Source organism: Brumimicrobium sp. (assembly GCF_048268645.1).
GTDB lineage: Bacteria > Bacteroidota > Bacteroidia > Flavobacteriales_D > Crocinitomicaceae > Brumimicrobium > Brumimicrobium ulvae.
Window position 1 is genome coordinate 56,812 of record NZ_JBLWVE010000004.1, and the last position, 22,657, is coordinate 79,468.

The 22,657-nt window shown below is 35.2% G+C and carries 16 protein-coding genes; 7 read left to right on the forward strand and 9 right to left on the reverse strand.

Annotation, left to right across the window (positions count from 1 at the left end; genetic code table 11):
- Nucleotides 1–226: 226 nt before the first annotated feature.
- The 4 genes from ACN0U3_RS05225 to ACN0U3_RS05240 all read left to right on the forward strand — a co-directional run bounded on the left by ACN0U3_RS05225 (nt 227) and on the right by ACN0U3_RS05240 (nt 5,573).
- Entirely contained in the window at nt 227–1,525 is a 1,299-nt protein-coding gene (locus ACN0U3_RS05225) for a methylmalonyl-CoA mutase family protein (protein ID WP_417265406.1), read from the forward strand.
- A 25-nt stretch (nt 1,526–1,550) separates the two neighbouring features.
- Nucleotides 1,551–3,659 (forward strand): methylmalonyl-CoA mutase, encoded by a 2,109-nt coding sequence (gene scpA, locus ACN0U3_RS05230; protein ID WP_417265491.1) that lies wholly within the window; start codon nt 1,551–1,553, stop codon nt 3,657–3,659.
- A gap of 6 nt (nt 3,660–3,665) precedes the next feature.
- Entirely contained in the window at nt 3,666–4,718 is a 1,053-nt protein-coding gene (locus ACN0U3_RS05235; protein WP_299205582.1) for an AI-2E family transporter, read from the forward strand.
- A 135-nt stretch (nt 4,719–4,853) separates the two neighbouring features.
- Complete coding sequence (locus ACN0U3_RS05240) at nt 4,854–5,573, forward strand: hypothetical protein (RefSeq protein WP_417265407.1); 720 nt, start codon at nt 4,854–4,856, stop codon at nt 5,571–5,573.
- Between the two features lie 77 nt (nt 5,574–5,650).
- Here the strand turns inward: ACN0U3_RS05240 and ACN0U3_RS05245 are convergent, their stop codons facing one another.
- Nucleotides 5,651–7,111, reverse strand: a complete 1,461-nt coding sequence (locus tag ACN0U3_RS05245; RefSeq protein ID WP_417265408.1) for an acetyl-CoA carboxylase biotin carboxylase subunit — start codon at nt 7,109–7,111, stop codon at nt 5,651–5,653.
- Nucleotides 7,108–11,733, reverse strand: coding sequence for a translocation/assembly module TamB domain-containing protein (locus tag ACN0U3_RS05250; protein ID WP_417265409.1), 4,626 nt, complete (start codon nt 11,731–11,733; stop codon nt 7,108–7,110). The genes ACN0U3_RS05245 and ACN0U3_RS05250 overlap by 4 nt, the downstream gene beginning before the upstream one ends.
- Before the next feature lie 24 nt (nt 11,734–11,757).
- Between ACN0U3_RS05250 and tsaD the strand changes: the two genes are divergently transcribed.
- Complete coding sequence (gene tsaD, locus ACN0U3_RS05255; RefSeq protein WP_417265410.1) at nt 11,758–12,780, forward strand: tRNA (adenosine(37)-N6)-threonylcarbamoyltransferase complex transferase subunit TsaD; 1,023 nt, start codon at nt 11,758–11,760, stop codon at nt 12,778–12,780.
- A gap of 85 nt (nt 12,781–12,865) precedes the next feature.
- Here tsaD and elbB read toward each other — a convergent pair whose 3' ends face one another.
- The gene (gene elbB, locus ACN0U3_RS05260) at nt 12,866–13,546 is read right to left on the reverse strand and encodes an isoprenoid biosynthesis glyoxalase ElbB (protein ID WP_417265411.1); all 681 of its coding nucleotides are present in this window, start codon (nt 13,544–13,546) and stop codon (nt 12,866–12,868) included.
- A gap of 79 nt (nt 13,547–13,625) precedes the next feature.
- Here elbB and ACN0U3_RS05265 point away from each other — a divergent pair, with 79 nt between their 5' ends.
- The gene (locus tag ACN0U3_RS05265; RefSeq protein ID WP_417265412.1) at nt 13,626–14,039 is read left to right on the forward strand and encodes a thiol-disulfide oxidoreductase DCC family protein; all 414 of its coding nucleotides are present in this window, start codon (nt 13,626–13,628) and stop codon (nt 14,037–14,039) included.
- 5 nt (nt 14,040–14,044) lie between these two features.
- Here ACN0U3_RS05265 and ACN0U3_RS05270 read toward each other — a convergent pair whose 3' ends face one another.
- The 5 genes from ACN0U3_RS05270 to ACN0U3_RS05290 are packed head-to-tail and all read right to left on the reverse strand — an operon-like array spanning nt 14,045 to nt 18,219.
- Nucleotides 14,045–15,484, reverse strand: coding sequence for a hypothetical protein (locus ACN0U3_RS05270; protein WP_417265413.1), 1,440 nt, complete (start codon nt 15,482–15,484; stop codon nt 14,045–14,047).
- A 41-nt stretch (nt 15,485–15,525) separates the two neighbouring features.
- Entirely contained in the window at nt 15,526–15,987 is a 462-nt protein-coding gene (coaD, locus tag ACN0U3_RS05275; protein WP_417265414.1) for a pantetheine-phosphate adenylyltransferase, read from the reverse strand.
- A 27-nt stretch (nt 15,988–16,014) separates the two neighbouring features.
- The gene (locus tag ACN0U3_RS05280) at nt 16,015–16,557 is read right to left on the reverse strand and encodes an RsmD family RNA methyltransferase (protein ID WP_299205592.1); all 543 of its coding nucleotides are present in this window, start codon (nt 16,555–16,557) and stop codon (nt 16,015–16,017) included.
- Nucleotides 16,548–17,312, reverse strand: coding sequence for a DUF3822 family protein (locus ACN0U3_RS05285; protein ID WP_417265415.1), 765 nt, complete (start codon nt 17,310–17,312; stop codon nt 16,548–16,550). Before ACN0U3_RS05285 ends, ACN0U3_RS05280 begins: the two co-directional genes overlap by 10 nt.
- 13 nt (nt 17,313–17,325) lie before the next feature.
- Nucleotides 17,326–18,219, reverse strand: coding sequence for a hypothetical protein (locus ACN0U3_RS05290; protein WP_417265416.1), 894 nt, complete (start codon nt 18,217–18,219; stop codon nt 17,326–17,328).
- Nucleotides 18,220–18,521: 302 nt separating this feature from the next.
- Between ACN0U3_RS05290 and ACN0U3_RS05295 the strand changes: the two genes are divergently transcribed.
- Nucleotides 18,522–19,961, forward strand: coding sequence for an ATP-dependent DNA helicase (locus ACN0U3_RS05295; RefSeq protein WP_417265417.1), 1,440 nt, complete (start codon nt 18,522–18,524; stop codon nt 19,959–19,961).
- Nucleotides 19,962–20,301: 340 nt separating this feature from the next.
- On the opposite strand, the gene ACN0U3_RS05300 is transcribed toward ACN0U3_RS05295, so the two are convergent.
- On the reverse strand, nt 20,302–22,653 hold the full coding sequence (locus tag ACN0U3_RS05300; RefSeq protein WP_417265418.1) for a hypothetical protein: 2,352 nt from the start codon (nt 22,651–22,653) through the stop codon (nt 20,302–20,304).
- Nucleotides 22,654–22,657: the final 4 nt, after the last annotated feature.

The window sequence follows — 22,657 nt, forward strand, 5'->3', positions numbered from 1 at the left end:
CAAATAGCCATTTTCACCTTACTAAATTTTTGAAACGATTGTACATTTTTTAGTAGGCTATTTATCCCATTTCATCCTTCACTTTTAGTCCTATTGATTCACTAATCTTCAACTAATTGAGGGGATAGAAAAAATATATTCTTCAATTATTCATTAATTAGCGCACTTAGGCGATACAGAACCTTAAATATTTTCTATTTTTGATAAAAATTGAATTACCATAATTATGACCAGTTTTTATAAAGAATTTCCGACAACTACTGAACAAGAATGGCTGGAGAAAGTCAAAGTAGATTTGAAAGGAAAAAGTATTGAAGATGTTTTACATAAGACCCATCCAATTGAGCAGGTAAACTATACTTCTTATGGTTTTGCCAAGGAAAACAATAAACAGCATACAACTCCAGGACAAGCAAGTTATTCTAGAGGAGGTAGAATAGAGAACAATGATTGGAATAACTGCGTTTTTATTCCACATGGAACACCTGAAGAAATGAATGCATTTGCTTTGAAACAACTGATGAATGGTGCGACTGGTCTAAAGATTGATTTAAGAGAATTTACAGTTAAAGATCTCGACAAGTTGAGCAAAGATATTGGATTCGAACACATTGTTTCTACTTTCTACTACTCCACAAAAGAACAATTTGATTGGTTAAAAAAGTTAGCAGACGAAGATAAACTTTATGGAACAGCAATCAATACGGAAAATGCATCTTTTGGAACATTGAATAATACCAGAAGTGTGCTTGTCAAAGCTATCGATGTTCAATATGCAGGTGGAAATGTCACTCAAGAAATTGCTTACGCTCTATTCAAAGGTCATGAAGCATTGTATAAACTGATTGAAAACGGACATTCAATCGATGATGCTGCAGCAAAGATTAAATTTCAATTTGGAATTGGAAGCAACTTCTTTTTTGAGTTGTCGAAATTTAAAGTTTTTCGTTCTTTATGGTATACGATTGTTGATGCATACTCACCTGAACATGCTTGTACTTCAATTCCTTATATTGAAGCGGAAACTGGTTTTTTAAACAAATCACTAAAAGACCCCAATAACAATTTATTACGTCAAACGACTGAAGCCTTATCAGCAGTTTTAGGAGGAATAGATGAATTAACCATTCGTCCATATAACGCTTGGTCAACAGATCAAAGTTTAGAAAAAACGCAAAGATTAGGGCTCAACATAGCGTTATTATTGAAAGAAGAGTCATATTTAGACAAGGTAATTGACCCTGCAGGAGGCGCATATGTTATTGAAGATATCTATTCTGAGGTCAGAAATAATGCTTGGAAATTATTCCAACGTTTGGAAAAAGAAGGTAGCTCCTTCCTTACCGAGGAGGTACATGAAGTTGCAAATAAAAGAATTCAACTAATTAACAACAAAGAGAATACATTGATTGGGGTAAACAAATACTTTAATGATGATCCTTCAGATATTGATTGGAAAGTGGAAGTAAACACTCCTTTTGGAGCCCCTTTAATTTTAGAAAAAGATAGTAAAGTTGAAATTTAATATGAAGAAAATAGATTTTAGCCAAATGGCTCCTAAAGAGCCTCAAGAAAGTAAAGCTTTAAGTCCTGTTAAATCCCACGAAACTGCGGAGAAAATCGACTTACAGTCTTTTTACCGATTTGAAGATATTTCAGCTTTAAAACAATTAGGATTTGTTTCAGGAATAGCTCCGTATTTGCGAGGACCTTATTCAACAATGTACACTGCAAGACCATGGACAATTCGACAATATGCTGGGTTTTCAACCGCTGAAGAATCTAATGCCTTTTATAAACGAAACTTAAAAGCTGGACAGAAAGGACTTTCAGTAGCATTTGATTTGGCCACACATCGAGGTTACGATTCAGATCATGAGCGTGTAGAAGGTGATGTTGGTAAAGCAGGAGTAGCCATTGACTCTATTATGGATATGAAATTATTGTTTGATGAAATCCCATTGGATAAAATGTCTGTTTCGATGACGATGAACGGCGCAGTGATTCCAATCATGGCTTTTTACATTGTTGCTGCTGAAGAACAAGGAGTCGATAAAAAGCTATTATCGGGAACCATACAGAACGATATTTTGAAGGAGTTTATGGTGAGGAACACCTACATCTACCCTCCTCTTCCTTCAATGCGAATTATTTCGGATATTTTCGAATACACTTCTCAAAATATGCCGAAATTCAATTCTATTTCTATTTCAGGTTACCATATGCAAGAAGCTGGAGCTACAGCTTCCATTGAACTGGCCTATACCTTAGCCGATGGTTTAGAATATTTGCGTGCAGGAATCAACGCAGGATTAAAAATAGATGAATTTGCTCCCCGATTGAGTTTTTTCTGGGGAATTGGGATGAATCAATTCATGGAAATCGCTAAGATGCGTGCAGGAAGATTGCTTTGGGCAAAGATTGTAAAACAATTTAACCCTCAAAGTGAAAAATCATTAGCCTTAAGAACACATTGTCAAACCTCTGGTTGGAGTTTAACTGAACAAGATCCTTTCAACAACGTTGGACGAACTTGTATAGAAGCCATGGCCGCTGTATTTGGCGGCACGCAATCGTTACACACCAATGCTTTAGACGAAGCCATTGCATTACCAACAGATTTTTCAGCAAGAATTGCTAGGAATACACAAATCTTCCTTCAAGAAGAAACAGGAATTACAGATTTCATTGATCCTTGGGGAGGTAGTTATTATGTTGAAAAGCTCACAGATGAATTGGTTGAAAAAGCATGGGAATTAATTCAAGAAGTTGAAGAACTTGGAGGAATGGCCAAAGCTATAGAAACCGGAGTTCCAAAAATGAGAATTGAAGAAGCTGCGGCAAGAAAACAAGCCCGATTGGATGCTGGTAAAGATGTATTGGTTGGAGTGAATAAATATCAACTTGACGAAGAGGAAACCATTGATATATTAGAGATTGATAACACCAAAGTGCGTCTTTCTCAAATAGAACGTTTAAATAAATTGCGTAAAAATAGAAATGAAAGCAAAGTACAAAGTACTTTAGAGCAATTAGAAAAAGTTGCTGCTTCAGGTGAAGGGAATTTATTAGCTGCCGCTGTTGATTGTGCAAGGGAACGTGCGAGTTTAGGAGAAATCTCCTTGGCGATGGAAAAATCATTCGGCAGATATCAAGCTACCATCCGTTCTATTAGTGGGGTATACTCAAGTGAATCTATGAAAGATAACGATTTTAACACAGCCAAAGCGAAAGCAGACGAGTTCGCTAAATTAGAAGGTCGTAGACCTAGAATTATGGTAGCGAAAATGGGACAAGATGGTCATGATCGTGGAGCAAAAGTAATTTCTACTTCTTTTGCAGATATCGGATTTGATGTTGATATCGGTCCTTTATTCCAAACTCCTAAGGAGGCTGCAAAACAGGCGGTTGAAAATGACGTCCATGTCGTTGGAGTTTCATCCTTGGCTGCTGGTCACAAAACATTGGTTCCTCAAATTATTGCAGAATTAGAGAAATTAGGTCGAGGAGACATTATGGTTGTTGCAGGTGGTGTTATTCCACAGCAAGATTATGATTATTTATATGACGCTGGGGTATTTGGAGTTTTTGGACCAGGGACCAAAATCTCATCTTCTGCAATAAAAATATTAGATTTACTTATTGATAGTGCTAAATGATAATCTATGATTAGAAACAACTCCATTGATAGGACAGCCAAGAGTTTATTTATTGTCGCATTTATTGTTGTGGCTTTTTATTTCTTTGGCTCTGTGTTAATGCCTATTCTTTTTTCAGGAATCGCATCGCTTATTCTTCTTCCCATGGTGAAGTTTTTTGAGCGCATTAAAATGGGCAAAGCTTTCTCTGTTTTTCTAACGGTGTTTCTCATTCTCATCCTTCTTTCCGGATTAATTTTAGTTTTAGTAGTTCAAAGTCAATCAATAGTCACTGAACTCCCCAAACTGATGAAAGAAAACGAAAGTTTTTTAAATGTTGACCCAGAAAACATCACCCTCAACTCCTTCAGCAACATGATTGGAATTGAAGTGGAAACACTAAAAAACTATATTTCATCTTTGAAAGGTGGTTTAATTACAGTTATTGAAGGCGGATATAAAGGAGTAACAAACTTTGTAGTTTTCCTGATCACCTGTCCAATCTATATTTTCTTTATGCTGATGTACAGAAATAATGTCTACAAATTTATTACGGAAGCGCAAAGAAAAAGAGACAATGGTAAAGACAGTGACCAAATCATTGATGATGTTAAACACAGTTTGTTCCAATACCTAAAAGGAATGCTATTGGTGATGTTAACCGTTGGAGTACTCACCTATCTCGGTTTACTATTATTGGGAATAAAATACGCTCTATTTTTAGGAATATTGACCGCTTTACTCACACCACTCCCTTATATTGGGGTTATCATCAGTGCCACAATTCCAGTTATTATTGCTGTATTGACAAAAGATTCAATTTGGTATAGTGCAGGAGTCCTTGGTGTTTTTGCTGTTGTTCAGTTTTTAGAAGGAAACGTGATTACCCCAAAGATAATGGGAAACAATGTCAATTTGAATCCATTAATTATTATCATTAGCTTGGTAATTTTTGGAGCTATCGCAGGTGTTCTAGGACTAATTCTTACGGTTCCTCTTTTAGCAGTGATTAAAGTAATTATTGAACACTCTCCTAATTTAAAACAATGGAAATACCTCTTTGAGGATAAAAAATCATGATTTCTATTAGGAATATGTATCCATATCTATAATATTACGTATTATTAGGTGTTGAATAGGTGATTTTACCATAAAAAGATTGTTATATTATTTAGGCATAGTTCTTGAATCTAAATATTAAAAAAATTAAGAAAAATGAAACGATTACTTACAGTTATTACCACTTTGTTTATTTCAATGAGTGCTTTTTCTCAAAACACTTATGATGATTTACTAATTATTCAAGCAGACGGTAAATGGGAAGACTTAATCAAAAAAGCAGAAAGATACACCTTGAAGAGTTCTACAGAGAAAGATGCTCTACCCTATTACTACCTTGCTTACGGGCTTTATAAAATTTCATTTCAAGCAGACAGAGGTGATGCTTATAAAAATGCTTATAAAGATTCCTTTAATGCCATTGGGAAAATGCTAAGAAATGATAAAAATGGAGAGGTTCAGGAAAAACATGCTGAATTTATTGACGAATTAAAGTTGTCTTTGCTGGAAATCATTCAAAATGAGGTAGAAAATGATGAGCACCGACGTGCTTTTGGTTGGGTCATGAGACTGTATAAATTTGGTCGTGATTACGCTCCGGTTTACTATTTAGAAGGTGCTTTACGTTACAGGAGAAATGATAGATCTACTGCCAATGCAAGATGGAAAACAGGGGATGAATTAATTGCTACTGCGGATATCAATAGTTGGTCTGAACCAGATAAACAAATCTTTATGCTTGGCTTGTACGAAACAGCTAAAGCCCTAAAAGAAGATCGTCAGGTAGATAAAGCCAAAGAAGTAATGAATATTGGTGCTCCATATCTTGAGGACAATAAAAGATGGAACACGATGTACGATGAAATTGTAAACTAAAATAAAATAGAGTTCATAAAAAAAATCCATAACATCTAGTTATGGATTTTTTTTATGTTCAAGTATTGACGAATCAACTACTTTATTTGTTCCGAAACGACTTGTTTATTTTGTTTTTCAATCACATCTTCCCAAAGCTGACCGAGAGCTGCTTCAAGCGCTCTTTTCTCTTCTTCTTGTGCAGTATGCATTATTTTTGGGTCAGAGAAGTAATGTTTAATAAAGTTCGTATCAAAATCACCACTTCTGAAAGCTTTGTGTTTCATCACATATTTACCAAAATCTAAGGTAGTTCTTAATCCAGAAATTTCGTAATGATCAATGGCGTAAATCATTCTATCTATTGATTCTTCACGTGTTTTTCCCCAAGTAATCAATTTGGCGATCATTGGATCGTAATAAATTGGAATCTCCATACCCTCTTCAAAAGCATCATCAATTCTAATGTAATCTGCTTCTGGCTTTTTATATCTTTTCAATGTTCCTATGTCAGGCATAAAATTACTCAAAGCATCTTCAGCATATACACGAATTTCCATTGCGTGTCCATTCAATTGCACATCCTCTTGTTTGATTGGTAAAACTTCGTTATTGGCGACTTTAATTTGAAGTTCTACAAGGTCCAAACCTGTTATTTCTTCAGTTACTGTATGTTCAACCTGTAAACGTGTATTCATTTCTAAGAAATAGAAATTTAAATCTGCATCCAATAAAAACTCCACTGTTCCGGCACCTGAATAATCACAAGCTTTGGCTACAGCACATGCAGCAGCCCCCATTTTTGCTCTCAACTCTGGAGTTAAGATAGCACTAGGCGCTTCTTCAATTACCTTTTGGTGTCTTCTCTGAATACTGCACTCTCGTTCGTGAAGGTGAATTACATTTCCATGGTTATCTGCAAAGATTTGAATTTCAATATGGCGAGGTTTAGTCACAAATTTTTCTACGAAAACAGCATCATTACCAAATGAAGATCTGGCTTCTGATTGTGCCAAGCCCATTTGTTCTTCCATGTCTTCTTCTCTTTCAACCAACCTCATTCCTTTACCACCTCCACCGGCAGATGCTTTAATCAATACAGGAAATCCTATTTCAACTGCAATTTTCCTTGCTTCTTCAAAATCAACAACTGCTTTGTCTATTCCTGGAACCAAAGGAACGTCATAAGCTTTAACAGCTTGTTTTGCGCTTAATTTATCTCCCATAAGTTGCATCGCTTCAGCAGAAGGACCGATCAATTGAATACCTTCCTTTTTCAAACGTACTGCAAAGTCTGCGTTCTCAGATAAAAAACCATATCCTGGATGAATTGCATCAACATTAAGGTCTTTGGCTACTTGAATGATTTTGTCTTGAACCAAGTAACTTTCCGCTGATGGCGCAGGTCCAATATGAACGGCTTCGTCTGCTTCATGAACAAATGGAGCATCTTTGTCTGCTTCAGAATAAACTGCCACAGATTTAATGTTCATTTTATTCAATGTTCGAATAACTCGTCTTGCAATTTCACCTCGGTTGGCAATTAATACTTTCTTCATTCTTCATTTTTTATTGCGTCCCCCTCCAAATAACGCTTTGGAATCGGAACTCGATTATCGTTCTTTTTCTGTATGTCTACCCTGTTTTTCTTCTTTCTAAAGATATTGGCGAAAAACTGGAATAGTTTAAAGTCCTCTAAAGTATGAAAATCTTCTTTATAACTGACCCCAACACCTTGGGTAAATTGACCTCTTCCTTCATTTTGTAGAACAGTGTTGTTGTTTGACTCATTAAAAACGTTCATTCTGAATGTTCCTTGCTCATTCAATAAGTACTCAATTTTAACGTCTCCAATAAAGGTATTTTGACTAGGTACATTTCCAGAGCTACCATTTTCTGCCTTTTTAGTCCCTACTCCGAAAGATCCAGAAACGAGTAAACGATCATCTAAAAATGATTTTGAAAGTCCAAACTCTCCTGAGAATTGCCCAGAATATTCGTCACTTTCCAAATTCACATTCATTTTATACCCTTCGGCCATTTTATCTAGAATGTTGTTAATTTGTGTTGATGCTAAGTCTAAGAAAGCACCTCCTGTCCCTCCTGCTCCACCACTTTGTCCTGCCAATGGCATAAAAGATTTAGAGATTAAAATGGAAAAGAATTGTTTATTTAACTCGTCACGATCACTTCTAATTCTAGCAATTACGGCTTTCCCAGATTCTGAAGCTTTTGGTGCTTCTAAATCAAATGAAATTTCCGGACTCATCATATTTCCTGTAATATGTAGATACGATAATATTTCCTCATTGCTTGAAGACTGATTATCTACAACATCTGGCATAACCACGTTCAAGTTAGCGGTGGTTCTATAAAAAGCATTGATATCGAGAATTGCTTCGTAGGGATCACCTGTCCATTGAACCGTTCCACCGGGTTGAATGTTAAAATTTTGTTTGTATGGTCCCATTGCAAAGTTATAGACACCATCAGAAACAGTGTAGGTTCCATCCATTGCCAATTCGTTGAATTGATCGACAGTTAAACTCAAGTTTCCTCTTCCTTTAGCTGAAATTTCATCTCCAATTTTCTCATCAAAAATCAATTTTACTTCTGCATCGTCAGTAACATCAAAATTTAATTGCAAGTCAACACCTGTCAAATCCACTCTTTTATCCTCTTCTTCTTCCATAGAACCATCTTTTTTGAAGGTAATAAACCCATCTTCTTCGATGGTTGTTGGTCCATACATCGGGAAAACAATTTTTGTTCCTCGTCTGGTTTTGGCGTTTACAATAATTGAAAGGTTATCGGCGTACCCTGTAATTGTTGCCATACCTGTAATGTAGGCATCTCCATAATAAGGATTATCAATATCATAAGTTGTATTCATCACCATAAAGCGTTCTACAGGTAAAGGTTTTGAACGGTCAGTGGGCATACGTTTGGTGGGGTGTTCTTCAAGGTTGGCAACAATCTCGAAGTAGAAATCACTAAAATTATTATGAAGCAATGTTCCGTTTATAAATCCAGTATTCCCTTCTTTATCCCGAATCGGCATGGTGTTGATATAAATTCCGTCTTTTACAGATTCTATTTCTCCGTCAAAATACATATTGGCTCCCAGGAGTGCAATATTTACCATTCCATTATTAAAATCAACTTTACCCGTTAATTCTGGTTCTTTAAAGGTTCCTTTCAGGTCAAGTTTACCATTCAAATATCCTTTTAAATCCGAAATAACATCTGGATCAAGGAATTCACTAACTACAGAAATATCAGTATGATTAAATAGCATTTCAAAATCGAGTCGACCTTCTTCATCTGTTTTATTCAAGTGATAATCGCCTAAAAATTGGAATGTTCTTTCGTTACGATAGAATATATCTCCATACATTTTAATCTTATCTTCTTTTGATTTGTAATCGGCACCAAAACTAACGTTACCGACATCGGTTTTATTGATGTGCAACTCTTCTACAATGGCTTCTCCGAAAAACTGAAGATTGGTAATCGGAGTTGTAACATAACCTGAGACATTGGCTACTCCTGATAATTTTGTATCAGCTCCCAAAATATTTCCAAACTCTTTTAGATGCAAATTCATGATGTCGAGGTACAATCGATCAAAGCTAGAGTTTGACAATTGTCCGTTGGCTGAAATGTATTGATTTTCATGTTCTAACTTTAATCCATTCACCAAAAAACAACTATCGGTATAATTGATATACGCCTTTTCTTCAAGGTTCCACTGGTGTCCTCCAAAAGTAAAGTAAGAGGGTGAAATGTCAATGTCAAACTCTGAATTTTCACGGATATTGGTAAACCATTCAACGTTCGATTTTGACGCTTTAGAATCTTCAAAAAGCAATTGAGAATCTAGTCCGCCATCAGCTGCTAATCCTGTAAAGTGAATTCTTTTGAAGGCTAAGGAATCTCGTAAAGTCATATTGTCGACATCAATCAATGCCAGAAGTTCGTGGTTCGAGACCTCTTGAATAGCATAAATATTATTTAATTGCACAGTATTATATGAAACATAGTCCGACAATACATTTAAGCCCATTGAGTTTTTACTTCCGTTATAATATCCATCAATTTGCGAATATTCGGCGATTTGCAATTCAGGATATAAGACGTTTAATATTGGATTAACCTCCTTGATGGTAATGTCGTATTTGAAAGTTGTTAAGGCATCTTCAATTTCAACTGCAGAAACATTCATTGCTGGAAAAATTCTTCCGATTTCATAGGTGATATTTTCTCCAACTTTTGAATAATCGATTAATCCGTTCAGTTTAGCATCAACAATTTCTGATTGGATGGAAATACTGTCTTTTGATTTATTTCTTTCAACAAAGCCGTTAAAGTTTGTGGTATGAAAAAACTGATTGTTTTCTTCGTAATACAAGGAGTCTATAATAATATTTCCTTTGAAGTCATTAAAATCAACACCTTTTGCATCGACCTCAATGCGTGTGCTTAACTCTCCTCTATCTTTAAAAATGGGATTAATATTGTCTAACATTGCACATTCCAAATCAATTTTAGCTTTCATTTCTAAGAAATTTCCAGAACTAAAGAAACCATCAAAAGAAAGGTCGAAATTATCGTCTCTTATGTAAATATTTCCCTCCACTTGATTTTGGGTTATTCTTCTACGTTGATCTAAGGTATAGTTGATATTATCTAAAATAATATAATCGTAAGAATAGGTATAGAGCTCCGTATTGGTCAATGTACCATAAACGTTATTCGCTTTGAACCCTTTACTGTCGATTACCGCTGATGTTAAACCAAATACACCATTAACATTTCCGAATCCACTGTCATTTAAAATTTGTCCTAAAGCCACATTGGCAACTTGTATCTGGTCTTTTCCTTTATTTTTAGGTATAATTTTAAAAGACGAATAACTCGTGTCTGACTGTATTTTAAATTCCTCCTTAAACACAAAAGAACCAACATTCGTATTTAAAGAAGACAATTGCACATTTAAATCATGAATCGAACCATTAATTGATAAATGAGAGGCTTCGACCTTTTTTAAAGACTTCAATGCTTCAGGCCATTGAATGTAGGTCATTGGTGCACTATCGGGCATTCTCAAACGCTCTAAATCGTCAATATTTAAAGCAAAATAATCAAGCTCTTGATGAATATTTGATTTTGATAACTTTTTAAAATCAGGTAAATAAAAGTCTCCTTTTAAGACAGTACCACTTCCATACTTTAAATAGATATTGTTTAAAGCCAGTTCTTGCACTGCTTTTTCAGTAGTACCTGAAAGCACAACAATATCGTCCATTCCTTTCAGTTGTGGAGCAAATAAGGAAACATCTTTAAGAGACACAAACGAAGTATCAAATTTACTTTCTAGTTGTACTAATTCTACAAAATTTGAAAAATCACTCAGTTCATTTGAACGTAACTTAAAGGAACTGGCTTTAATATTAGAATGATCTGTTTCAATAGTTGTTTTTTCTAAATTCAAACCCTGATTATTAAACAAAGCAATGGCCGAAAGCTGATTCAATTGAAATCCACTCCTTTCATCAAATGCCATAGATTCAATGTTTGCCCTGTAGCTATTGGGTAGAATTACGAGGTCTCGAGCCGTGAGATCAATGTTTTTCACATCTAAATTGGAATAGTCAACACCATAAGAAAGTGTATCTGCATTTTGATCTAGAAAAGAGAAATGAGTTTGAACAAGGCTGAGTTTATTGACAGTAACTTTAAAATCAATTGCTTTTTCTGAAGCTTGCTCAGGCTTAAATGCATCAATAATGAATTGAAGGTTTAAGTTTTCCTCTCCTTTATATTTTTTCAGAGCTATTCGTGCATTCTTAATTTGAGCATGATCCACATTAAAGTTCATCATAAACGCTCCCATCAGGTTATAATCTACCTGAAATTCTTGAATATAGGCCAAAGTATCTTGGTGCTGGTCTTCAATATATAGTTCATCAAAATAAATGCGGTCGATAAAAGCAATATCCACTTTACCTATAGTCACTTTTGAATCAACCAACTCTGACAAGAATTCGGCTCCTTTATGGGCTAAAAAAGTTTGGAATGTTGAGGTGCGAATAAGAAATGCCAAAGCAATGATGAAGATCATTACAATCTCCACCAGAATTAGGATGGAATTCCCTAGTATTTTCAGTAATTTTGTCATTCGCTTTAACAAAGATATTCAAAGTTGATTAAAAACGATATTATCATTCTAGGTATTGAGTCATCATGTGATGATACCTCCGCAGCAATCCTTAAAAACGAGGCCATATTGAGCAATGAAATTGCAGGACAAAAAGTTCACGAAGCCTATGGTGGCGTGGTTCCTGAGTTAGCATCAAGAGCCCATCAGCAAAATATATTGCCCGTTGTGGACACAGCTATAAAAAATGCTAAAATTAACATCAGTGACATCGATGCAATTGCTTTTACGCGTGGACCAGGATTATTGGGGAGTTTAATCGTAGGAACCTCTTTTGCGAAATCACTTGCTCTGGGTTTAAATATCCCTATGATGGAAGTTAATCACATGCATGGACATGTGCTGGCACACTTTATTGACGATGAAGGAAAAGATAAACCTAGATTTCCTTTTATTTGCTTGACTGTTTCGGGAGGACATACACAAATAGTTTTAGTGAATGACTATTTGGACATGGAAGTCGTTGGAACTACAAAAGATGATGCCGCTGGGGAAGCTTTCGACAAAAGTGGCAAATTACTTGGATTACCTTATCCTGGTGGTCCTCTGATTGACAAACATGCAAAATTAGGAAATCCTAAAGCTTTTCAATTTACAGCACCAAACATGCCCGATTTTGACTATAGTTTTAGTGGATTAAAAACTAACGTGCTTCAATTTTTACAACGCAACACTAAAAACGACAAAGATTTCGTTCAAAACAATATTGATGATATTTGTGCGAGTTTACAAGCTACAATTGTAGAAATTTTGTTCGATAAATTAATTCAAGCTACCCGACATTTTAACATTAATGAAGTGGCTATTGCTGGTGGAGTTTCTGCAAATTCTGGAATACGTAAACGACTTCAACAAGAGGGTGAAAAACGGGGTTGGAAAACACATATTCCAAAGTTTGAATACTGTACAGACAATGCGGCTATGATTGCCATTACGGGAAGATATCATTACCTAAATAAAAACTTTGCACAACAAGACATCAGTCCAAGCGCCCGTTTAAAAATATAAAAGACAGACCTTAAATCCTGTCTTTTAAAAAGTAATAATCCATTTTTAAGTTCTACCTTCTATTAATTCAAATAGACTACTTTTTTTATATCAATTCTATCCCTGCATTGATGGCATTTGCGATGTTATTTCGTAAGGTAATCAAATCGGACTTCATCATATAACAAGGTGCTGTCACAATTTTATTTTCCTTGTCAACATTAATTTCATCGGCTAACTTCATGGTCATTTCCGTTCCAGTTTTAGTCAAGCCTTCAACAAAACCATTAATATCGTATGGAGATTCTGCCTGATCAGAACCAATGGTCATAAAAGGTTTTACCTTTGAGTCTTCCAAAGCTTTCGCAACAACAACTGGACTCACACAAAGCGCTACAATTGGTTTACCAACATTAATCATGTTGACCAAAAGCAACTTAACTTCAGGCAATATTGTTCCGTCAGGTCCATTAAAAGCCCAGCTCGTTAAGTTTTTCGCACTCCCAAATCCACCTGGAATAACTAAAGCATCAATATCAGCTGGGGTAATTTCACTGATCTCTGTTATTTCACCACGTGCAATTCGAGCTGCTTCAACCAACATGTTTCTATTTTCATTCTGCTCCTCTCCATTTAGGTGATTAATTACATGGTGTTGGTCTTTATCAATACCAATACAAACGGCCTCATGTCCAGCCTCTGCAATGGCCAATAGTGTAAACACTGACTCATGAATTTCTGCACCATCATATACTCCGCATCCCGACAAAAGAACTCCTATTTTCATAATTTATAATTTTTGATCTTGTTATATATCTCGTAAAATCTAATATAAAGCATTAAATTTGTTTTTAACAGATAATTCCATGAAAATTCAAGAGGTACTTCAATTCAAACGCATTATTTTCTACGATGGAGATTGTGGGTTTTGTAATACTTCTGTTCAATTGGTGCTGAAGAAAAGAAAGAAAGATTTCTACTTCATTCCACTACAATCAAGTATAGCAGAAGAAATCATGACTCATTTTAATGAGACTATTGAAATGAACACCTTATATTTAGTTGAAAATGGGTTACTCTACGATAGATCAACAGCAGCAATAAGAATTGCAAAACATTTAAGTTCTTTGTATCCTCTGCTCTACTACCTGGGGCTTTTAGTTCCAAAATTCATCAGGGATTCAGTGTACAATCAAATTGCCAAACGCAGACATAAAATTCGCCCTGGGTTTTGCGCGCTTCCTTCGGTTGATGAAAGGAAGTTCTTTATCCAATCATAATTAAATTACTCCTCATCTTTCCCCATCAATCGATAATAACGTGCAATACCGATAAACATATTTTCAATGGTTTCGTATTCATTGTTTGGTCGTGGAGACAAAGCTGGTACAGCTACAACATGTCCTGAAGCATCAGCCAAAACATAATGCGGATAACTATTGACATTTAACTTTTTCAGTGCAGGGTCGTCTTTAGTAACTACAGATAAATCCCAAGTAATTTTATGTTCTTTGATGAATTTTGAAGGGTCTTTCAGTAAGGCATCATCCTCATCCACGACAAGAACAGTAAGCACCTGAATATGTTTAGCGTATTTCTGTTGTATTGGTTTTAAGAGTGAAATATCTTCAATTGACTTTCTAATTTCTTGGTTGACCAACTGAATGTAGACATGTTTCCCTGCATAATCACTACCAAATTTACGTTCACCATTCACCATAAAACTATAATCTGGCATTTTCGTTCCAGGAACCAAGTCCAACAATCTATACTTTAAATTCGAAGCAATTTTTTTATGCTCACTAAAAAGAGCGTTATTTGAAACGCTATCCAAAATGGTCAATATATTCGTTTGTGGATAAACATCAGTAAAAAACACTTCAGAAAGCATTTTGATCATTACCAACTCTCTTAATCGCACATTTTTTAAAGCATAATCTCCACCAAGAGCATTCATGATTACCGTTGGACTGCTATTGATTACCCCATTATAAAAGCGCTCATTCACTTCATTTGAAAGCTGGGCTTCATACAGTTTATAGTAATTTAAAACATAATCCATATACCGATCATTCTGATACAAAACCGTTTCTGGCTTGATATAGAAATCGTACTTTTCATATTCATTTCTTTGACCTAGAAAAGCAATATTATCTAAAGACGCCACAGAATACTTTACATACGCTTTAAAAAACCGACTTGTATCAGCAGCATACTTTTCTGAAACATCCAATTTAAAAGTATCGAGTTGAGCTACAAAGTTGGTTGATTTCAATGATTTATGATAATAGTATTTTTGCAAGAATTTCAATTGATAATCTTCAAACATCAAAATTTTATAATTGATATCGGTAGAATCAAGATCAAGGAAAAAGAACTCCACCTCTACTCCTTTAGCTTTTTCATCAATATAAGGAGAACTTTCGCCAACGAATAATTTATAATCACCTTTGGGTTGGGTATAAATATGGAAGTAGTTTTTATCTACTTCGATTCTCAGCTTTCTGGTTTGTTTGTTAAAGAAGCTCAATTTAAATGTTGAGTCATTCTGAACTGTGGAACTGGCTACTTGAGTTCTTAAATGGCTTAGGTAATCATCAATAACAAAAACCTTCACCTCTTTTCCAACATAAGCTTCTGCAAAACCTTGAATTGTGGTAACAGGTTGAGCAAGGATGGTTGACCCTATAAAAAACAGGAAGAAAACAAAAAGTAATTTTCGCATAGTTTAATTGTATTAATACATTTGACCAGAAAGTCGTGTATCTATTTAACGAGCATTTCTGCATTCGTTACAAACAAATCAATATTTCCTCCGCTTTTGTAAATTTCTCTCACAATAGTAGAATTGATTGCTGTATACTCTGGAACGGTCATGAAAAATACACTTTCTATGCCAGAAATTTCTTGGTTCATTTGAGCGATGCTTCTTTCATAGCCAAAGTCTTTCGAATCCCTCAAACCGCGAACAATAAATTCAGCATTTATCGATTTGCAAAAGTTCACAGTTAGTCCTGTAAACACCTGAACTTTAACCCTATCTTTTCCCTCAAAAATTGATTCAATGTGAGCTTTTCTGCGCTCCAGATCAAAAAGGTATTTTTTTGATGTGTTTTGTCCTATCCCAATAACTACTTCATCAAAGAGGTTTAAGGCCTTCTCTACAATACATTCATGACCTTTTGTAAAGGGATCAAACGAACCTGGAAAAACCGCTACTTTTTTCATAAATGAATAAATTTTTAGAATTTAAAATTAAGGATTATGTTGATAAAAACTAAACACAACATGACCGTACTTTCTAGAAGATTGATAATTCTCATGATCAGCAAAGGAGTCGTGTTTTCCATGCTCAAGAATGAAGAGGCCGTCTTCTTTCAATAAATTACTGCTCATTACTTTATTAAGGAACTCCTTGTGTAATTTCTCTTCGAATGGCGGGTCTGCAAATATAATATCGTATGACTTCGTATGTTTCTCAATAAACTTCATTACATCCGCTTTCACAACATTTATGCTTTTCCCTATACCATGTTCTTCGGCAAAAGATTTGATGAAACGTGTACATTTAAAATTTTTGTCCACCGAGGTGATCATTCCCGCTTCACGAGAGGCAAATTCAAAAGAAATATTTCCAGTACCTGCAAAAAGGTCTAATATTTCTAAGTCTGCAAGCACCAATTGATTTTCCAATACATTAAAAAGTCCTTCCTTTGCAAAATCCGTTGTAGGTCGTGAAGGGAACCCTTTTGGCGGAGAAAAGCGTTGCTTTTTAAGAATACCACTAATTATACGCACAATGTTTGGAGTTTAAGAACATTATCTATTGAATTAACTTTAATCTTTTTTGTTGCTTTTAAAGCTTCGAATAACTTTTTACTTTCTTCAGCCATAACTTTAGTTTTTTCGTCTACGAAGTAAAAATTGATTTCTCCATCTTCATTGGTCAAGCCTTGTTGTTCGATTACAAACAACAAATGATAAAGTATATCTTCTGCCGTTTGAAAATCAAAACTATTGGAAAAGCCCAATTCGTTTTTATTGAGAATGCTTACGTTAACATACTCATCACTAAAGCTTATGTTGATTTTTCTTTGAAAAGTATTCTTTTGAAAAAGCGCCCTCAAAGTCATTGCATGTTCATGTTTGAACACAATTTGAGGAAATCTAATAATAAAAAATGATTTTACCCAATCTGGAATTTCAAAGACGCTTACCATACTTAATTCCATTAAGCGATTGAAGTCAATCATATTTTCATCTGTTCCTTCACCAAACATTAATTGGAATATTGACCTCGCAGAAGATTCATTGAAAACACTGAGGGGGACTAAGGTTTGTTTTTGTGTTCCCCACGCCATGGTATACTCTTCGTAATCATCTCGGAGATTCATTTCATCAAAGATTTCCCTTAATTTCTTTTTATATCCTTCAGGCGTGTTTTCTATTAGTTCATAGCTAAAACTGCGAACAATTTCTTGATTAGAACGAAGAACCTCAGCAACATGTACTGAGGTTCTTGAAATATGTATTGTAAGTTGAGTTTTACTCACGATTCTTTGTAGTTTATTCCCACGTTCCTTTATCGGAATTTGTTTTCAAATTACCAAAGCCAACGATTTTTCGCTCTCCTCCTTCAAACCTTGGAATAGCTTGTTTTCCATAAACGTGAACAGTAGGAATCGTATCCGCTAGATATACGACTTCGTCTCTTGTTTCAATAGTCCATTCTTCTTTAGGATTCGTCATAGGAATGTATCTCAATTCATTGATATCAAACGCCCCTAAATTTAATGCCTCACGTAATGTTTGTCTTGTTCTAGAGCTTAAGTACTCATCTTTATAACTTACCATTACAGTATCTCTTTTGAAATTGGCAAGGTCAGCACTATTGGTTGGATTCCCCATATAAACTAACTTTGCAGCTTCTTGCTCTGTCATGTTTTTATCCAATGCTCTTTTGTCAGTATACAAAGCATCACGTTCTTTAATCGTAAGTTTACGAGAAGGTGTAGATCCAACTGATTCGATTTTTTGAATTTTATCGTTTTCAAAGAAATCCTTTAAAGCATCAAAGCTTGGTGCATAAACACCGTTTTTCACACGGTAAGCTCTTTGGATATCTCTAATTTGAGTTAAAGTGTACTGATAAAGCAACTCTGATTTAGCATATGCCTTCTCATGCTTTATTGTGTTTTGAACTGCTTTTATGGATTGATTCCACATAAAAAGTGTAGCAACAATACAAATCACTCCAATTCCTAAAACGATGTTTCTACCCAAAATACCCGCACTGAACAACAACGCTAAAACACCACCAATCAACAGGTTTACTGCTGACATCAGAAAAAGAGAATCTTGCTCAGTTTGTAGACCAATCACGATCATAACGATTCCTAAAATTGCGATAATTGCTGCTACTAAATAGCGCTTTATAATTACAGAAAATTGATTATTCATTATTCAATGTTAATTAAATTCATTTCTTACCTCCACAAATCTACAATAATTTTGAAATGTCTTTGACTTATAGGGTAGATTTTTTATACCGTTTAATCAACAGAATGCCGTTGATATCATTTATCCCTTCAATATCTGTATAAATCCACCTCCTTTTCTAGCGTTTACAAACCCGCCTTACACCTGAGTGTCAAACCAATAGATCACCTTCCATTAAAACGCTTCTTTTCTCATTCTGTAATTCGAATAATTTTATCTGAAATTATCATTTCAATGATTGTTTATAAACTTATCTTTGCAACATGCCAATTCACAAAGAACTTTACAAGTCCACTTTAAAACATTTTGATTTCGATATATCTACTGATCAAGATGAATTATTGACACAGCTTTGCAACTTCTATGTGCAGCCCAACAATCAATCTTTATTCATTTTAAAAGGATATGCAGGTACAGGGAAGACAAGTTTACTTAGTGCTTTTGTTAAAGCTTTAGTTGAACTAAAAAGGAAGTCTGTTTTACTTGCTCCTACAGGACGAGCAGCAAAAGTATTTGCACAACGCTCAAACAAAATGGCCTTTACCATACACAAAAAGATTTACCGAAAAGAAAAGATTGCTGGAGGTGCAATTCAATTAGGTCTTGCTCCTAATTTGCATACCAATACCCTATTTCTTGTTGATGAAGCATCTATGATTGGGGATTATACACAACGTAACGATGGTGCTATTAGTAGTCAAAACTTACTTGAAGACCTGATCAATTATGTTTATAACGGCAAGAATTGCAAATTGATTCTCATTGGTGATGAAGGACAGCTCCCTCCTGTCGGTTCTGATTTTAGTCCAGCTTTAAATCTAGACTATATGTCCAACCATTATGCGCAATTAGAAATTCAAGGATTTCAATTGTCTAAAGTATTGAGACAAGCTTATGATTCTGACATTTTAAAAAACGCCACAGATTTACGTTCAGCACCCGAAAACACATACCCTTCTTTTGATTTAAGTGGGAAAAATGACCTGATTCGTTTGGATGGTGGAGAATTAGAAGATGAATTAGATTCTGCTTTTTCGAATTACGGAGTCACCGAGACCTTAGTCATTACCCGGAGTAATAAACGAGCGAATTTATTCAACCAACAAATTAGATCCAGAATCTTTTGGTTTGATGAGAAAATAGTGGCCAACGATTTATTGATGGTCGTAAGAAATAACTATTTCTGGTTAGGAGACAACTCAAAACTAGGATTTATTGCAAATGGTGAAACCATTAAGGTCGTTCGCATAAGAAATAGAGAAACAATGCATGGATTTGATTTTGTTGATGCTTTGGTTCAACTTATCGACTATCCTGAAGCGGAACCGTTTGAAGTCAAAATCTTATTAGAAGTCCTTGATGAAGAAGCACCTAATTTACCTCGACAAAAAATGAAAGAACTGTTTTTTTCAGTTGAGAAAGACTATGCTTATGAACGCAATAAGAAAAAACGTTATGAACTAATTATGGCTGATCCTTATTTCAATGCATTGCAAGTAAAATATGCTTATGCGGTTACTTGCCATAAATCACAAGGTGGACAATGGGCATGTGTTTTTGTAGATCAAGGATTTCTTACAGAAGAAATGTTGGACACGTCCTATTTTAGGTGGTTGTATACCGCATTGACAAGAGCAACGGAAAAGCTTTTTTTGGTTAATTTCAACGGTCAGTTCTTTGGAGACGAAGTGGATGAGTTTTAGTCCTTAGGGCAACCCCTTCTCATGATAGGTACCTGTTTTCTCATTATGAATAGATTTCAACTTTAGAACTGCTGAATTTTCTAAAACTTTTCTCTCGCAAGCAATAACTATCGCGACAGGTTGGTTATTCCGATAAATAGTATCGCCTTTCAAATTGGAATCATCAAAACGAAGAACATCACCAAGGTGCAGTCCAGAGCCGTATTTCCACCATGATTTCTCAATTTCATCATTAGATATGCGGTCTGTACATCTAATCGCAACAAGAAAAATTAAAACAACGAAAACGTACACGAAGCATCTATTCAACATGAAGATTGTTAAAGATAGAGATACACCCCTAAAACGATTTAAACTTAACGGAAGTTGGTCCAACAGTAATCCTTGATTTATCAATTGCTTTATTCAAACGATCGATGACTTTTGTAGCATCACTTCTTGACAAATACTGACCTGCCAGGATGTTTAATTCATTCTTCAAGGCCTTAAGCGTAGAATAAGCACGGTAAGCACTCAACATTTGATTACCACTCAAGTTATATTGGTTTTTCAAACTTAACAAATCTTTATGAGGCGGATTAAAATTACTACGCACAGAATCCGTAAAACTATTGACTTGAAGCACTATTTCTCTTTCAATATGAATAAGAACTTCGGTTGTTCTCAACTGCTTAAAAGTTGAATCTTCACGCGCTATCAGTCTGTCTTCAGAGCTAGCACCAGGGTATTGATTCAACTCCTCAGGTTCATAATTGATTACCACACGATTATTTTTCAGTTTTCCAACACCACCTCCTCTAGCGATGATTTTGAAATTTTTCTTTTTATCCATTAAAGCTTCAAAAAATTCCACCACAGCTATAGAATCTTTTTCAACAAATAATCGCTCTTGTTTCAATTCATATTGGTCTGTATCAAATAAATCTTGAATGCGCAATTGGACTTGTGAAGTATACAAAGGAAGAGCATCAGTAATATTGATATGTAACATTACTTCATCATACTGACTACTTTTGTGTGAAATAGGAATTGCCAATAGCTTTACTTCAAACACCTCTGGCTTATCGCTTGCAGGAAAAGTAAACTCCTGTGTTGTCAAATCGAAGCGCGTTGAATCTTCATATAAATAGAACCCATCTTTTTCTTGATAAGGGACCCATTTAGTTCCAATCATATCATACATCAATTGTACCTTTCTATTGAGCGCCTGTTGTTCAACCAATGCTTTCTCTCTTTCCTCTGCCAAAGCAGCCAATTTTTTATTGATTGCCTGAAGTTGACCGTAAAGCGCTACGACTTTATCCTGTCGTTTTTTCCGTTTTGAACGCTTAGAATCTGTTTTTAATATAGGCGGTCCAGAGCCTTGATTTGCCTTAGTGCGTTTTGATTTCTTTTTATTGTTCTTAGGTGGTTTTGTTGTAACAGTACTGTAGCGAATATCATTCAGTTCTTTTTCAGTCTTATCGATACTCAACTTTGTGTCGTCTTTTTTATTTTCATAGTAATCAATCCAATAATCAAAACCTCTTTTACCACTGATTTTCTCTTCAATTTCTTGAATATCCTTTTGAATTCTACCAATCAAAGTATAGTACGTCAAGCCTCCCCCAAATGTAGAATCAGGAGAAAGAAATCGGGTGTTTACTGCACCAAAAAGTGGATAATAGTTTCCAGCCTTTTGGATAACAACAGTTGTTTGCTTTTCAGAATTGTATCCCCAAACATCCATGTGAATATTGGTTTCTCTTCCTTCTCCTACAGTTTGAAACTGGTGAATGGTATATCCCATAGGCAAAACCTCAGGTTTTTTCTTTTTGGAAGTAGGTTTTATACCGATATACGGTTCATAAGGAAAAAGTCCAACCGCTTTAGGCAATCCTTTGTTCCATCTTCCTCTCTCATCCTTTTCTCGTTCTTCAAACAATCCAGAGGTTGTAGAACCATCTCCTGCGGCCGTTAAAACATTTTCAAAATAATCAGCTTCGCCACCCAGCTTTTCAAAAATTTGAAAAGTTCGTTGTGCCACCCATACATTGATTGCATTGTTATACGCAAGGATTACCTCTTTTTTTTCTTCTTCTGTCCAAGCAGCAAAACCATCCAACATGGCAACCTTATCTTTAAAAGTTAAGGTTGGATTAGACAGTTTTTCAACTTTCCTGTGTACTTGAAGTTCTTCTTTTTTTATTCGCTTAGCTTGTTCTGGCAAATGTTCTAGAAGCAATTGTTCAAACCGTTCATAATCTGAAACTTTTCCGTCTTTCACCAAGCTGTTACTCCTGTGAGACTGCAACAAACTATTCAATTCCCAAATGGCCATCTTATTTGATAATTCAGCAAGAATTCCTTTTGGCGAACGGCGAATTTCATTAGAGTAGATCTTCAACAATTCCGGTTGATTAATAATCACTTGCTCTGTTGAATCGTAATTTATCTCCCCATTAGGAAGCGTAATTTCTTTGCCAGAATAGACGATATAGCGTCCAATATTTTGTTCTAAAATGGGGCTTTTTCTAACAGTATGATAGATGTAAGCTTTATTTTGTGGGGTAAGGAAATAATCCTCTTGACCAATAGCAGAGTAAATTGACATTACCCACAAGAACATAATTAATGGTAACTTATTCATTCCACAAATATGGAAAAAACTTTTATGATTCCTTTCATCCATTCCTTCGAAATAATAACACATACTT